The sequence below is a fragment of the Enterobacter sp. Tr-810 genome (assembly GCF_011752765.1).
In the GTDB taxonomy this organism is placed as follows: domain Bacteria; phylum Pseudomonadota; class Gammaproteobacteria; order Enterobacterales; family Enterobacteriaceae; genus Enterobacter; species Enterobacter soli.
This window is the reverse complement of the sequence record NZ_VWWW01000009.1, coordinates 93,977-108,207: the sequence shown is the minus strand read 5'-3', so window position 1 is coordinate 108,207 and position 14,231 is coordinate 93,977. Positions and strand designations below refer to the sequence as shown.

Annotated in this window: 14 protein-coding genes; 12 read left to right on the top strand and 2 right to left on the bottom strand. The window is 55.5% G+C overall.

The annotated features are described in order from the left end of the window. Window position 1: 1 nt before the first annotated feature. The 6 genes from livF (at window position 2) to ugpQ (ending at window position 5,965) form a co-directional block, all read left to right on the top strand. Window positions 2-715, top strand: coding sequence for a high-affinity branched-chain amino acid ABC transporter ATP-binding protein LivF (gene livF, locus F3J30_RS20750; protein WP_014072157.1), 714 nt, complete (start codon window positions 2-4; stop codon window positions 713-715). Window positions 716-984: 269 nt separating this feature from the next. After that, on the top strand, window positions 985-2,301 hold the full coding sequence (gene ugpB, locus F3J30_RS20745) for a sn-glycerol-3-phosphate ABC transporter substrate-binding protein UgpB (protein ID WP_166718404.1): 1,317 nt from the start codon (window positions 985-987) through the stop codon (window positions 2,299-2,301). A gap of 116 nt (window positions 2,302-2,417) precedes the next feature. After that, entirely contained in the window at window positions 2,418-3,305 is an 888-nt protein-coding gene (gene ugpA, locus F3J30_RS20740; RefSeq protein WP_014072155.1) for a sn-glycerol-3-phosphate ABC transporter permease UgpA, read from the top strand. Then, a complete protein-coding gene (gene ugpE, locus F3J30_RS20735; RefSeq protein ID WP_166718403.1) occupies window positions 3,302-4,147 on the top strand; it encodes a sn-glycerol-3-phosphate ABC transporter permease UgpE in 846 nt (281 codons plus the stop codon). Before ugpA ends, ugpE begins: the two co-directional genes overlap by 4 nt. A 1-nt stretch (window position 4,148) precedes the next feature. Beyond that, a complete protein-coding gene (locus F3J30_RS20730; protein ID WP_014072153.1) occupies window positions 4,149-5,219 on the top strand; it encodes a sn-glycerol-3-phosphate import ATP-binding protein UgpC in 1,071 nt (356 codons plus the stop codon). Beyond that, on the top strand, window positions 5,216-5,965 hold the full coding sequence (ugpQ, locus tag F3J30_RS20725; RefSeq protein ID WP_014072152.1) for a glycerophosphodiester phosphodiesterase: 750 nt from the start codon (window positions 5,216-5,218) through the stop codon (window positions 5,963-5,965). Before F3J30_RS20730 ends, ugpQ begins: the two co-directional genes overlap by 4 nt. Here ugpQ and F3J30_RS20720 read toward each other — a convergent pair. After that, the gene (locus F3J30_RS20720) at window positions 5,946-6,326 is read right to left on the bottom strand and encodes a DUF2756 family protein (protein ID WP_014072151.1); all 381 of its coding nucleotides are present in this window, start codon (window positions 6,324-6,326) and stop codon (window positions 5,946-5,948) included. The two genes, ugpQ and F3J30_RS20720, sit on opposite strands and share 20 nt — an antisense overlap. A 126-nt stretch (window positions 6,327-6,452) precedes the next feature. On the opposite strand from F3J30_RS20720, the gene ggt reads away from it, so the two are divergent. Then, on the top strand, window positions 6,453-8,195 hold the full coding sequence (gene ggt, locus F3J30_RS20715) for a gamma-glutamyltransferase (protein ID WP_166718401.1): 1,743 nt from the start codon (window positions 6,453-6,455) through the stop codon (window positions 8,193-8,195). Between the two features lie 108 nt (window positions 8,196-8,303). On the opposite strand, the gene yhhY is transcribed toward ggt, so the two are convergent. Beyond that, a complete protein-coding gene (gene yhhY / locus F3J30_RS20710) occupies window positions 8,304-8,792 on the bottom strand; it encodes an N-acetyltransferase (RefSeq protein WP_166718399.1) in 489 nt (162 codons plus the stop codon). 427 nt (window positions 8,793-9,219) lie between these two features. Here yhhY and F3J30_RS20705 point away from each other — a divergent pair, with 427 nt between their 5' ends. The 5 genes from F3J30_RS20705 (at window position 9,220) to gntU (ending at window position 14,170) form a co-directional block, all read left to right on the top strand. Next, the gene (locus F3J30_RS20705) at window positions 9,220-10,257 is read left to right on the top strand and encodes an oxidoreductase (protein ID WP_166718396.1); all 1,038 of its coding nucleotides are present in this window, start codon (window positions 9,220-9,222) and stop codon (window positions 10,255-10,257) included. Between the two features lie 123 nt (window positions 10,258-10,380). Then, window positions 10,381-11,076 (top strand): pirin family protein, encoded by a 696-nt coding sequence (locus tag F3J30_RS20700; protein WP_014072147.1) that lies wholly within the window; start codon window positions 10,381-10,383, stop codon window positions 11,074-11,076. A 100-nt stretch (window positions 11,077-11,176) separates the two neighbouring features. Then, on the top strand, window positions 11,177-12,172 hold the full coding sequence (gene gntR / locus F3J30_RS20695) for a gluconate operon transcriptional repressor GntR (protein WP_014072146.1): 996 nt from the start codon (window positions 11,177-11,179) through the stop codon (window positions 12,170-12,172). Window positions 12,173-12,298: 126 nt separating this feature from the next. After that, window positions 12,299-12,826 (top strand): gluconokinase, encoded by a 528-nt coding sequence (gene gntK / locus F3J30_RS20690; protein WP_014072145.1) that lies wholly within the window; start codon window positions 12,299-12,301, stop codon window positions 12,824-12,826. Between the two features lie 3 nt (window positions 12,827-12,829). Next, complete coding sequence (gene gntU / locus F3J30_RS20685) at window positions 12,830-14,170, top strand: gluconate transporter (RefSeq protein ID WP_010436459.1); 1,341 nt, start codon at window positions 12,830-12,832, stop codon at window positions 14,168-14,170. Window positions 14,171-14,231: the final 61 nt, after the last annotated feature.

Below are 14,231 nucleotides of genomic sequence, written 5' to 3'. Positions count from 1 at the left end.
GATGGAAAAAGCGATGTTAACGTTCGACAAGGTCAACGCGCATTACGGCAAGATTCAGGCGCTGCACGATGTCAGCCTGCATATCAATCAGGGCGAAATCGTTACCCTGATTGGTGCCAACGGCGCGGGTAAAACCACGCTGCTTGGCACCCTATGCGGCGATCCGCGTGCAACCAGCGGGCGGATTGTGTTTGATGGCAAAGATATTACCGACTGGCAGACCGCCAAAATCATGCGTGAAGCGGTGGCGATAGTCCCTGAAGGGCGTCGTGTGTTTTCGCGTATGACGGTGGAAGAGAACCTGGCGATGGGCGGCTTCTTTGCCGATCGTGACCAGTATCAGACCCGCATTAAGTGGGTGTACGAACTCTTCCCGCGCCTGTGGGAGCGTCGTATTCAGCGTGCGGGCACCATGTCCGGCGGTGAACAGCAGATGCTGGCAATTGGCCGTGCGCTGATGAGCCAGCCACGTTTGCTTCTGCTTGATGAACCGTCGCTCGGTCTTGCGCCGATCATCATCCAGCAAATTTTCGACACCATCGAACAGCTGCGTAAAGAAGGGATGACCATCTTCCTTGTTGAGCAGAACGCCAACCAGGCGCTGAAGCTCGCTGACCGCGGCTACGTGCTGGAGAACGGCCACGTCGTGCTATCCGATACCGGCGATGCGCTGCTGGCCAACGAAGCGGTGCGGAGTGCGTATTTAGGCGGCTAATCGCGTTTCCCCTCACCTTAACCCTCTCCCTCGGGGAGAGGGAACCGATCGCTGTTCTCCCTCTCCCCGTGGGAGAGGGCCGGGGTGAGGGCACCAGACCGCACCTAACCACGCACCCAATCCCCTTCACACAACCATCATCCCCCTGACGCTTTGTTGTCATCATTCTGTAAATAAACAGTTATTTTTCTGTCATTCGAGCATGTCATGTTACCTCGCGAGCATAAAACGCGTGATATCGCGCATCCGGCACAATAAGAGAGATGACAATGACATCGTTACGACACACAGCTTTGGGTCTGGCAATTGGTCTGGCTTTTGCGACGAACGCAATGGCTGTCACCACCATTCCGTTCTGGCATTCCATGGAAGGGGAGTTGGGTAAAGAAGTTGACTCCCTGGCGCAACGTTTCAACGACACCCACCCGGATTACAAAATTGTGCCGGTGTACAAAGGTAACTACGAGCAGAGCCTGAGCGCGGGTATCGCTGCCTTCCGTACCGGTAACGCACCTGCACTGTTACAGGTTTATGAAGTGGGCACCGCCACCATGATGGCCTCTAAAGCCATTAAACCGGTGTATGAAGTGTTCAAAGACGCGGGTATCAACTTCGACGAATCCCAGTTCGTGCCGACCGTTTCCGGTTACTACACCGATTCCAAAACCGGCCACCTGTTGTCTCAGCCGTTTAACAGCTCCACCCCTGTTCTGTACTACAACAAAGATGCCTTCAAGAAAGCCGGTTTAGATCCAGAGCAGCCACCAAAAACCTGGCAGGATCTGGCTGAGTACACCGCGAAGCTGAAAGCCGCAGGGATGAAGTGTGGTTATGCGAGCGGCTGGCAGGGCTGGATCCAGATTGAGAACTTCAGCGCCTGGCACGGCCTGCCGGTTGCTACCAAAAACAACGGTTTCGACGGCACTGACGCGGTACTGGAGTTCAACAAACCAGAGCAGGTGAAACACATCGCTCTGCTGGAAGAGCTGAACAAGAAAGGCGATTTCAGCTACTTCGGCCGTAAAGACGAATCCACCGAGAAGTTCTACAACGGTGACTGCGCCATTACCACTGCCTCTTCCGGCTCGCTGGCGGATATCCGTCATTACGCCAAATTCAACTACGGCGTGGGCATGATGCCATACGACGCTGACGTGAAAGGCGCGCCGCAGAACGCCATCATCGGCGGGGCAAGCCTGTGGGTGATGCAGGGTAAAGACAACGGGACTTACAAAGGCGTTGCCGAGTTCCTGGACTTCCTGGCGAAGCCAGAAAATGCCGCCGAATGGCACCAGAAGACCGGTTATCTGCCAATCACCAAAGCCGCGTATGAGCTGACCCGTCAGCAGGGCTTCTATGACAAGAACCCGGGTGCGGATATCGCCACGCGTCAGATGCTGAACAAGCCGCCATTGCCGTTCACCAAAGGTCTGCGTCTGGGCAACATGCCGCAGATCCGTACCATCGTCGATGAAGAGCTGGAAAGCGTGTGGACCGGTAAGAAAACGCCACAGCAGGCACTGGATTCAGCAGTAGAGCGTGGTAACCAGCTGCTGCGTCGCTTTGAGCAGTCGACTAAATCGTAATTAATACTAATCCCCCTCACCCTAACCCTCTCCCCATAGGGGAGAGGGGACGATTACACCCTCTCCCCTTTGGGGAGAGGGCCGGGGTGAGGGGTGAATACCTACAGAGCTAAACTATGTCCTCATCCCGTCCGGTGTTCCGTTCGCGCTGGCTGCCCTATCTGCTGGTCGCGCCGCAACTGGTCATCACCGTTATCTTCTTTATCTGGCCTGCGGGCGAAGCGCTGTGGTACTCGGTACAAAGCGTTGATCCATTTGGGCTTTCCAGCCAGTTCGTTGGCCTGGATAACTTCGCTACCCTGTGGCACGACAGCTACTACATCGACGCCTTCTGGACGACGATCAAATTCAGCACCCTGGTGACCGTGAGCGGCCTTGTCGCCTCGCTGTTCTTCGCCGCGCTGGTGGATTACGTGGTGCGCGGCAGCCGTATTTATCAGACGCTCATGCTGCTGCCATACGCCGTTGCACCCGCCGTGGCCGCCGTATTGTGGATCTTCCTGTTTAACCCAGGGCGCGGGCTGATTACCCATTTCCTGGCGGAATTTGGCTACGACTGGAACCATGCGCAGAACAGCGGCCAGGCGATGTTCCTGGTGGTGTTCGCCTCTGTGTGGAAGCAGATCAGCTATAACTTCCTGTTCTTCTTTGCCGCGCTGCAATCCATTCCGCGCTCGCTGGTTGAAGCGGCCGCGATTGATGGCGCAGGCCCGATCCGTCGCTTCTTTAAGCTGGCGCTGCCGCTGATCGCCCCGGTGAGTTTCTTCCTGCTGGTGGTCAACCTGGTTTACGCCTTCTTCGACACCTTCCCGGTGATCGATGCCGCCACTGCCGGTGGCCCGGTGCAGGCGACGACCACGCTTATCTATAAGATCTACCGCGAAGGTTTCGCTGGCCTGGATCTCTCGGCCTCCGCCGCGCAGTCCGTCGTGCTGATGTTCCTTGTCATCATCCTCACGGTGGTGCAGTTCCGTTATGTCGAAAGTAAGGTGCGCTACCAATGATTGAGAACCGTCGCGGGCTGACGATTTTCAGCCATACCATGCTGATTCTGGGCATCATCGTCATTCTGTTCCCGCTGTACGTGGCCTTTGTCGCCGCCACGCTCGATACCAAAGCGGTGTTCGACACCCCAATGACGCTGATCCCGGGCGGGCATCTGTTCGAGAACATGAAAACCATCTGGACCCAGGGCGTGGGCGCCAATAATGCGCCATTCTGGCTGATGATGCTCAACAGCTTCATCATGGCGTTCGGCATCACGGTGGGCAAAATTGTGGTGTCGATGCTCTCGGCCTTTGCCATCGTCTGGTTCCGCTTTCCACTGCGTAACCTGTTCTTCTGGATGATCTTCATCACCCTGATGTTGCCAGTGGAAGTGCGTATCTTCCCGACGGTGGAAGTGATCGCCAACCTGAAGATGCTGGACAGCTACGCGGGCTTAACCCTGCCGCTGATGGCCTCGGCGACCGCCACCTTCCTGTTCCGCCAGTTCTTTATGACCCTGCCGGACGAACTGATTGAAGCCGCGCGTATCGACGGTGCTTCGCCGATGCGCTTCTTCCGCGACATCGTGCTGCCGCTGTCGAAAACCAACCTCGCGGCGCTGTTTGTGATCACCTTTATCTACGGCTGGAACCAGTACCTGTGGCCGCTGCTGATTATCCAGGACGTCAACCTCGGCACCGCCGTGGCGGGCATCAAAGGCATGATCGCCACCGGCGAAGGCACCACCCTCTGGAACCAGGTGATGGCGGCAATGCTGCTCACCCTTATCCCCCCGGTCGTTATCGTTTTAGCCATGCAACGTGCGTTTGTGCGTGGTTTAGTGGACAGTGAGAAATAAGATGGCAGGCTTAAAATTACAGGCAGTAACCAAAAGCTGGGACGGCAAAACCCAGGTTATTCAGCCGTTAACGCTCGACGTGGCGGACGGAGAATTTATCGTGATGGTCGGCCCGTCCGGCTGCGGTAAATCGACGCTGCTGCGTATGGTAGCGGGGCTTGAGCGTGTGACATCCGGTGATATCTGGATTGACCGCCAGCGTGTTACCGAGATGGAGCCGAAAGACCGTGGCATCGCGATGGTGTTCCAGAACTACGCGCTCTATCCGCACATGAGCGTGGAAGAGAACATGGCCTGGGGGCTGAAAATCCGCGGTATGGGTAAAAGCCATATCGATGAGCGCGTCAAAGAAGCGGCCCGTATTCTGGAGCTGGATGGCCTTCTCAAACGCCGCCCGCGCGAGCTTTCCGGTGGCCAGCGTCAGCGCGTGGCAATGGGCCGTGCCATCGTGCGTGACCCCGCGGTTTTCCTGTTCGATGAACCGCTCTCAAACCTGGATGCCAAGCTGCGTGTGCAGATGCGCCTTGAGTTGCAACAGTTGCACCGTCGTCTGAAAACGACGTCCCTGTACGTGACCCACGACCAGGTTGAAGCGATGACGCTTGCCCAGCGCGTGATGGTGATGAACAAAGGTATTGCTGAACAGATTGGCACCCCGGTGGAAGTGTATGAAAAACCGGCCACCCGCTTTGTGGCGAGCTTTATCGGCAGCCCGGCAATGAACCTGCTGGAAGGGCGTATCAGCAGTGCGGGTACCCATTTTGAACTGGAAAGCGGTATGGCATTGCCCGTCAACTGGTACTATCGTGGCTACGCCGGGCGTAAAATGACGCTCGGGATCCGCCCGGAGCATATTGGCTTAACCTCTCAGGCGGAAGGCGGCGTGCCGCTGGTGATGGACACGCTGGAGATGCTGGGTGCAGATAACCTGGCGCACGGACGTTGGGGCGAGCAAAAACTGGTGGTGCGTCTGGCACATCAGGAACGCCCTAAAGCAGGCAGCACTCTGTGGCTGCATCTGCCGGAAAATCACCTGCACTTATTTGACGGTGAAACAGGACAACGTATATGAGTAACTGGCCTTATCCCCACATCGTCGCCCACCGTGGCGGCGGTAAACTTGCGCCGGAAAACACCCTGGCGGCCATCGACACCGGAGCGCGTTACGGTCACACGATGATCGAGTTCGACGCCAAGCTGTCGAAAGACGGTGAAATTTTCCTGTTGCACGATGATAACCTCGAGCGCACCAGCAACGGCTGGGGAGTGGCGGGTGAGCTGCCGTGGCGCGACCTGCTGAAAGTGGATGCCGGAAGCTGGTACAGCGGCGAGTTCAAAGGCGAACCGCTGCCGCTGCTGGCGGAGGTGGCTGACCGCTGTCGTCAACACGGGATGATGGCCAACATTGAGATCAAACCGACCACCGGCACCGGGCCGATAACCGGCAAGGTGATTGCCCTGGCCGCACGCGAACTGTGGGAAGGGATGACCGCGCCGTTGCTCTCGTCGTTTGAAATTGACGCGCTGGAAGCGGCTCAGGCAGCCGTACCGGAACTGCCGCGCGGGTTACTGCTGGATGAATGGCGTGATGACTGGCACGAGCTGACCACGCGTTTAGCCTGCGTGTCAATTCACCTGAAACACAGGCTGCTGAATGAGGCGCGGGTGAAGATGTTAAAAGCGGCGGGGCTGCATATTCTGGTCTACACCGTCAACAAACCCCAGCGTGCAGCCCAACTGCTGCGCTGGGGTGTGGATAGCATCTGTACCGATGCCATTGACCTGATTGGCCCGGATTTTAATTCTGCGGATTATTAAGCATACTGCCGTTCGACTGCGACGGCAGCATATGCTGCTGTCCGCTACTCTGCGTTGTTCCCCCGCCTAACATGCCGCCGTTTTGATTTGGTAGCGGTTGTTCACGAACCTGACCCTGCTGAATGCGCTGTGTATTGGCATTCATTTGATTTTGCAGGCTCTGCTGCTGGATCTGGGTTTGCGTTTTCAACTGCTGGTTGAGCATCCCCTTTTGTTGCTGCTGTTGGCCCATCATCTCGGTTTGCATACGCTGCTGGCTCGGAATGACATAGCCCGGTTGGTTCGGGTTATTCATAGTGTTGAGTGGCTGTGCAAGTGCGGCAAAAGGTAATAATGCGGCCAGGATCATTAATCGTTTCATGGTTGTTTCCTCCCTCTGAGGCTTTTCTTAAGTTTACCTCGGATCCAGCATAACAATGATTTTTTAGGAGTTGTGAACCAGGCTTAACCCGGGAATATGGATCCCATCACCTGGAGAACAATAAATATGAAACCAACGTATTTGCGCTGGATTGCAATCGCGGCGTTAATGGCAGGCGGCACATTTAGCGTGGCGGCAAACCCGCCAGCCGCTCCGCCAGTGTCCTACGGCGTGGAAGAAGATGTGTTTCATCCCGTGCGGGCGACGCATGGCATGGTGGCATCAGTTGATGCGATGGCCACGCGAGTCGGCGTGGATATTCTCAGGCAGGGTGGGAACGCGGTAGATGCCGCGGTGGCGGTGGGTTACGCGCTGGCGGTGACGCACCCGCAGGCCGGTAACCTGGGCGGCGGCGGCTTTATGATGCTGCGCACCAAAGACGGTAAAACCACGGCCATCGACTTCCGCGAAATGGCGCCGAATCAGGCTTCCCGCGATATGTTCCTTGATGACCAGGGCAACCCGGACAGCAAAAAATCGCTGACGTCGCACCTGGCATCCGGCACGCCGGGTACGGTGGCGGGCTTCTCCCTGGCGCTGGAAAAATATGGCTCGATGCCGCTCAATAAAGTGGTGCAGCCTGCCATTAAGCTAGCGCGAGACGGCTTTGTCGTGAACGATGCACTGGCTGACGACCTGAAAACTTACGGCAGCGAAGTGATCCCGAATCATGAAAACAGTAAGGCCATCTTCTGGAAGGACGGCGAGCCGCTGAAAAAGGGCGACAAGCTGGTGCAGAAAAATCTGGCGAAAAGCCTGGAGCTGATTGCCGAGCACGGGCCGGATGCCTTCTACAAAGGGGCAATCGCTGACCAGATTGCCGAAGAGATGCAAAAGAACGGCGGGCTAATCACCAAAGCGGATCTGGCTGAGTACAAGGCGGTTGAGCGTGAGCCGATTAGCGGAAACTATCGTGGTTATCAGGTGTTCTCTATGCCGCCGCCGTCTTCTGGCGGGATCCACATCGTGCAGATCCTCAACATTCTTGAAAACTTCGATATGCACAAGTTTGGCTTCGGTAGTGCGGATGCTATGCAGGTGATGGCGGAGGCGGAAAAACGCGCCTATGCCGACCGCTCGGAATATCTCGGTGACCCGGACTTTGTGAAGGTGCCGTGGCAGGCGCTGACCAACAAAACCTATGCCAAATCCATTGCTGATGAGATTGATATCAATAAAGCCAAACCGTCGAGCGAAATCCGCCCTGGCAAGCTGGCACCGTATGAAAGTAACCAGACCACCCACTTCTCGGTGGTGGATAAAGACGGCAACGCGGTGGCTGTGACCTATACGCTCAACACCACCTTCGGTACCGGGATTGTGGCGGGTAACAGCGGCATCCTTCTGAATAACGAGATGGATGACTTCTCCGCCAAACCGGGCGTGCCAAACGTCTACGGACTGGTGGGCGGCGATGCCAATGCCGTCGGGCCGAAGAAACGTCCGCTGTCGTCGATGTCGCCGACTATCGTGGTAAAAGACGGTAAAACCTGGCTGGTGACCGGCAGCCCTGGTGGTAGCCGCATTATCACGACCGTGCTGCAAATGGTGGTGAACAGTATCGACTTTGGGATGAACGTGGCGGAAGCCACTAATGCCCCGCGTTTCCACCATCAGTGGCTGCCGGATGAGCTGCGCGTCGAGAAAGGCTTTAGCCCGGACACCATCAAACTGCTTGAGCAGCGCGGACAGAAAGTGGCGGTGAAAGAGGCGATGGGCAGCACCCAGAGCATTATGGTTGGGCCGGACGGTGCGTTGTTTGGGGCATCGGATCCACGTTCGGTGGATGATTTAACGGCAGGGTATTGATGGTTCCCCTCACCCTAACCCTCTCCCCAAAGGGGAGAGGGGATTGCACGGTGCGATCTTTTCCCCCTCGCCCCTTTGGGGAGAGGGCCGGGGTGAGGGGGAGATGAGCTACTTCATTCTCGCCATATAATACGCATCCACAAACTCGCCGTTGCGTAGCGCGAATTTCTTGCCCGTACCCTCAATTTCGAAACCAAATTTCCGGTACAACGCCAGCGCTGGCGGGTTATCAGCAAACACCGTTAACTCAATACGGTCGATGCGCATCCAGTTGTCGCAAAGGTTGATCATCTCACGCATTAACGCACTGCCGACTCCGCGCCCCTGAGCCTGCGCGGCAACGCTGATACCAAAGGTTGCCACGTGGCTGCGGCGCGGGCTTGCTTCTACCTGAAGCGCCAGATCGCCGACAATCTTCTCATCGATACAGGCCACCAGACGTTTCTGGCCAGGCTTAGGACTAAGGCGTTCCTGCCAATGCTCAAGGGAAGGATGAGGTAGTTGTAGTGTGTCGTGATACACCTCCGGATGCATATAGTTCTGGCGCAGTGCTTCGGCATCTTTCGGTTCAGCGTGGCGTATCACTATCTCACTCATTCCTTCGTCCTCTGTGGGTTAATGTCTCTTTCAACATCTGTGACTTTAAAATTTGAGTCAACCGCTATTTTTTGCAAAAAAGTATTGGACAAGTGCGAATGAGAATGATTATTATTGCTCTGCATTCAGGAAGACCGCTACGGGAACCTGAAAGCACGACATTGCTCACATTGCTTCCAGTATTACTTTAGCCAGCTTCTAGCTGGCTTTTTTTTTGGAGTTTTGTTTCAGCCTGGCTTACTTGCCATTTTGCTCCCGGGAAGTGCTCGCAATCCTCACGTACTGTGTGTACGTTCCGGTTGCTGTGCGCTTGCCGTGAGCAAACTGCCTGCGACGCCGACGGCTGATGCGCGAGCATCTGAAAGCTAGGGGGAGGGCAAAACATGCGCTATGGTAAGACGCAGTAACCTTCCAAAAGGACTGAGCCATGACCCTACATTGCGCATTTATTGGATTTGGTAAAAGCACCACCCGGTATCACCTGCCGTATGTTCTCAACCGTAAAGACCGCTGGCACGTTGCCCACATCTACCGCCGTAGCGCGAAACCTGAAGAGCAATCCCCGCAGTATTCCCATATTCATTTCACCAGCGATCTTGATGAAGTCCTAAATGATCCGCAGGTCAAACTGGTGATCGTTTGTACCCATGCCGACAGCCATTTCGACTACGCGAAACGCGCGCTGGAAGCCGGGAAGAACGTGCTGGTGGAAAAACCGTTCACCCCAACGCTTGCCGAAGCGAAAACCCTGTTTGCGCTGGCGAAAAGCAAAGGGCTGACCGTCACGCCATACCAGAATCGCCGTTTTGACAGCTGCTTCCTGACGGCGAAAAAGGCCATTGAGAGCGGTAAGCTCGGCGATATCGTTGAGATTGAAAGCCATTTCGATTACTTCCGCCCGGTGGCGGAAACCAAACCCGGCCAGCCGCAGGATGGCGCGTTCTATGGCCTGGGCGTACACACCATGGACCAAATCATCTCTCTGTTTGGCCGCCCGGGTAACGTGGCCTACGATATCCGCAGCCTGCGTAACAAGGCCAACCCGGACGATACTTTTGAAGCACAGTTGTTTTACGGCGACCTGAAGGCCATCGTCAAAACCAGCCATCTGGTGAAAATCGACTATCCGAAATTCATCGTTCACGGCACGAAAGGGTCGTTTATCAAGTACGGCATTGACCAGCAGGAAACCAGCCTGAAAGCCAATATCATGCCGGGCGACCCCGGTTTTGCGGCGGATGATTCCGTGGGCGTGCTGGAGTATGTGAATGACGACGGCATAACGGTCAGGGAAGAACTGACGCCTGAAACGGGCGACTATGGCCGCGTGTACGATGCGTTGTTTGACACCCTCAGCAACGGTGCGCCGAATTACGTCAAGGAAACTGAAGTTCTGACCAATCTGGAAATCCTTGAGCGGGCCTTTGAACAGGCTTCTCCTGCCACGATAACCCTCGCCAGATAAGTAAATAAGGCTCCTCTGTGCTTGTTCATATTTTTTGAACAGAGGAGTCAATTTTCACCCTCTATGATCCCAGGCCGTTTGCGTCCACACTTACTCCATCGAAACGAACTGAGGGTGAAAACAATGATTTACTTACGCAAAGCAAACGAACGTGGTCACGCGAATCATGGCTGGCTGGACTCATGGCATTCATTCTCGTTTGCCGACTACTACGATCCGAATTTCATGGGTTTCTCGGCACTGCGCGTGATTAACGACGACGTGATCGACGCAGGCCAGGGCTTCGGTACTCACCCGCACAAAGACATGGAAATCCTGACTTATGTGCTGGAAGGGGCGGTTGAGCACCAGGACAGCATGGGCAACAAAGAGCAGGTTCCGGCGGGCGAGTTCCAGATTATGAGCGCGGGTACCGGGGTGCGTCACTCTGAGTACAACCCAAGCAAAACGGAAAAACTGCACCTGTATCAAATCTGGATCATTCCAGAAAAAACCGGCATCACGCCGCGTTATGAACAGCGTCGTTTCGACGCAGAGCAGGGCAAACAGCTGGTGCTGTCCCCGGATGCGCGTGAAGGTTCGCTGAAAGTGAACCAGGATATGGAACTGTATCGCTGGGCACTCGCGAAAAACGAACAGTCTGTGCATCAGATTGCCGCCAACCGCCGCGTGTGGATCCAGGTGGTGAAAGGTGAAGTGACCATTAACGGTACCAAAGCCACCACGGCTGATGGTCTGGCAATCTGGGATGAGCAGGCACTGTCCGTTCATGCCGACAGCGAAAGCGAAATTCTGCTGTTCGATCTGCCGCCGGTTTAATAATTCATAAATAATTGCCCATCCTTCCCTGTGAAAGGGGAAGGATGGGCTTTGTCCGTGATAAACTGAGAAAATCTATCACTTAAGATTTCTCAGGACGATGAAAAAGAAACGCCCCGTACTTCAGGATGTAGCCGATCGCGTCGGTGTGACCAAAATGACGGTCAGCCGTTTTTTACGTAACCCGGAACAGGTTTCTGTGGCGTTGCGTGGCAAGATTGCCGCTGCCCTCGATGAACTGGGTTATATCCCCAACCGCGCACCCGATATTCTCTCCAATGCAACCAGCCGCGCGGTAGGTGTCCTGCTTCCTTCCTTAACCAACCAGGTTTTCGCCGAAGTATTACGCGGCATCGAAAGTGTGACTGATGCGTTTGGTTATCAGACCATGCTGGCGCACTACGGATACAAGCCGGAACTGGAAGAAGAACGTCTTGAATCAATGCTTTCCTGGAACATCGACGGTCTGATTTTAACGGAACGTACTCACACCCCGCGCACGCTGAAAATGATTGAAGTGGCCGGCATCCCGGTGGTGGAGTTGATGGACAGCCAGTCTCCTTGCCTCGATATTGCCGTCGGGTTTGATAACTTCGAAGCGGCGCGTCAAATGACGGCGGCGATCATCGCCCGCGGTCATCGCCATGTGGCCTACCTGGGTGCGCGTCTTGATGAACGTACTATCATCAAACAGAAGGGATACGAGCAGGCGATGCTCGACGCAAACTTAATCCCGTACAGCGTGATGGTAGAGCAATCCTCTTCCTACACCTCGGGTATTGAGCTGATGCGCCAGGCACGACGCGAGTATCCGCAACTGGACGGTATTTTCTGCACCAACGATGACCTCGCGGTGGGGGCGGCGTTCGAATGTCAGCGTCTGGGTCTGAAAATCCCTGATGATATGGCGATTGCTGGCTTCCACGGCCATGACATTGGTCAGGTGATGGAGCCGCGTCTGGCGAGCGTCCTGACACCGCGTGAGCGCATGGGGCGTATTGGTGCAGAACGCCTGCTGGCGCGCATTCGTGGCGAGGTCGTGACCCCTAAAATGTTAGATTTAGGTTTCACCTTGTCACCGGGTGGATCTATTTAACCTGACAAATTTGAAGTAGCTCACACTTATTCACTTCGCGCACGTTTGGATATTGCTTCTGTTTTGCCCCGGCAGGACAATGTTACCGATAACAGTTACCCGTAACAATTGACTGAGGGACTCCCTTTGAGCACGACTAATCATGATCACCACGTTTACGTCCTGATGGGCGTTTCCGGTAGCGGTAAATCTGCCGTCGCCAGCGAAGTGGCGCATCAACTTCATGCCGCGTTTCTTGATGGCGACTTCCTCCATCCGCGCAGCAACATCACCAAAATGGCCGCAGGCGAGCCGCTGAATGACGACGACCGCAAACCGTGGTTGCAGGCGCTGAACGACGCCGCGTTCGCGATGCAGCGCACCAACAAAGTCTCTTTGATTGTGTGTTCCGCGCTGAAAAAAACCTACCGCGACCTGCTGCGTGACGGTAACCCGAACCTCTCTTTCATCTACCTGAAAGGTGATTTCGAGGTGATTGAAAGCCGCCTGAAGGCGCGCAAAGGTCACTTCTTCAAAACCCAGATGCTGGTGACGCAGTTTGAAGCGTTGCAGGAGCCGGGCGCGGATGAGAAAGATGTTTTAGTGGTTGATATCGATCAGTCACTGGAAGGTGTTGTTGCCAGCACCATCGAGGTTATTAATAAAAGGCAGTAAGTTGTGAGTACATTAACGCTTGTTTTAACAGCAGTAGGTTCTGTTTTGCTGCTGCTGTTTTTAGTGATGAAAGCGCGTATGCACGCTTTCGTTGCTTTGATGGTGGTTTCTATTGGTGCAGGTCTGTTTTCCGGGATGCCGCTCGACAAAATCGCAGCGACCATGGAAAAAGGGATGGGTGGCACGCTGGGCTTCCTGGCGATTGTCGTGGCACTGGGTGCGATGTTTGGCAAGATTTTGCATGAGACGGGCGCAGTCGATCAGATAGCCGTCAAAATGCTGAAATCCTTCGGGCACAGCCGCGCGCACTATGCAATTGGTCTGGCCGGTCTGATTTGCGCGCTGCCGCTGTTCTTCGAAGTGGCGGTGGTGCTGCTGATTAGCGTGGCATTCTCGATGGCGCGCCATACTGGCACCAACCTTGTGAAGCTGGTTATTCCGCTGTTTGCGGGCGTGGCAGCTGCCGCAGCGTTCCTGCTGCCGGGGCCTGCGCCAATGCTGCTGGCTTCCCAGATGCACGCTGACTTTGGCTGGATGATCCTTATTGGCCTGTGCGCGGCAATTCCGGGGATGATTATTGCCGGCCCGCTGTGGGGCAATTTCATCAGCCGTTACGTTGAGCTGCACATTCCTGATGACATCACCGAGCCGCACCTGGGCGAAGGCAAAATGCCGTCCTTCGGTTTCAGCTTGTCGCTGATCCTGCTGCCGCTGGTGCTGGTGGGCCTGAAAACCATCGCTGCGCGCTTTGTTCCGGTCGGATCTTCCGCCTACGAATGGTTTGAGTTTATCGGCCATCCGTTCACGGCGATCCTGGTGGCGTGTCTGGTGGCGATTTACGGCCTGGCGATGCGTCAGGGGATGCCGAAAGACCGCGTGATGGAGATCTGCGGCGCGGCGCTGCAACCGGCGGGTATCATTCTGCTGGTGATCGGTGCCGGTGGCGTGTTCAAGCAGGTGCTGGTAGATTCCGGCGTGGGCCCGGCTCTGGGCGAAGCGCTGACCGGTATGGGCTTGCCGATTGCGGTAACCTGCTTCGTGCTGGCGGCTGCGGTGCGTATCATTCAAGGCTCTGCGACTGTGGCGTGTTTAACCGCCGTGGGCCTGGTGATGCCGGTGATTGAACAGCTGAACTACTCCGGTGCGCAGATGGCAGCGCTGTCTATCTGTATCGCGGGTGGATCTATCGTGGTGTCTCACGTGAATGACGCAGGCTTCTGGCTGTTCGGTAAATTTACCGGTGCGACCGAAGCGCAAACCCTGAAAACCTGGACGCTGATGGAAACTATCCTCGGCACAACAGGTGCGATTGTCGGGATGATTGCGTTTACGTTGTTGAGCTAACTCCAGGGTAAAAGCAAAACGACAATCTTAGATTGTCGTTTTTAATGTTTGCTCCCTCTCC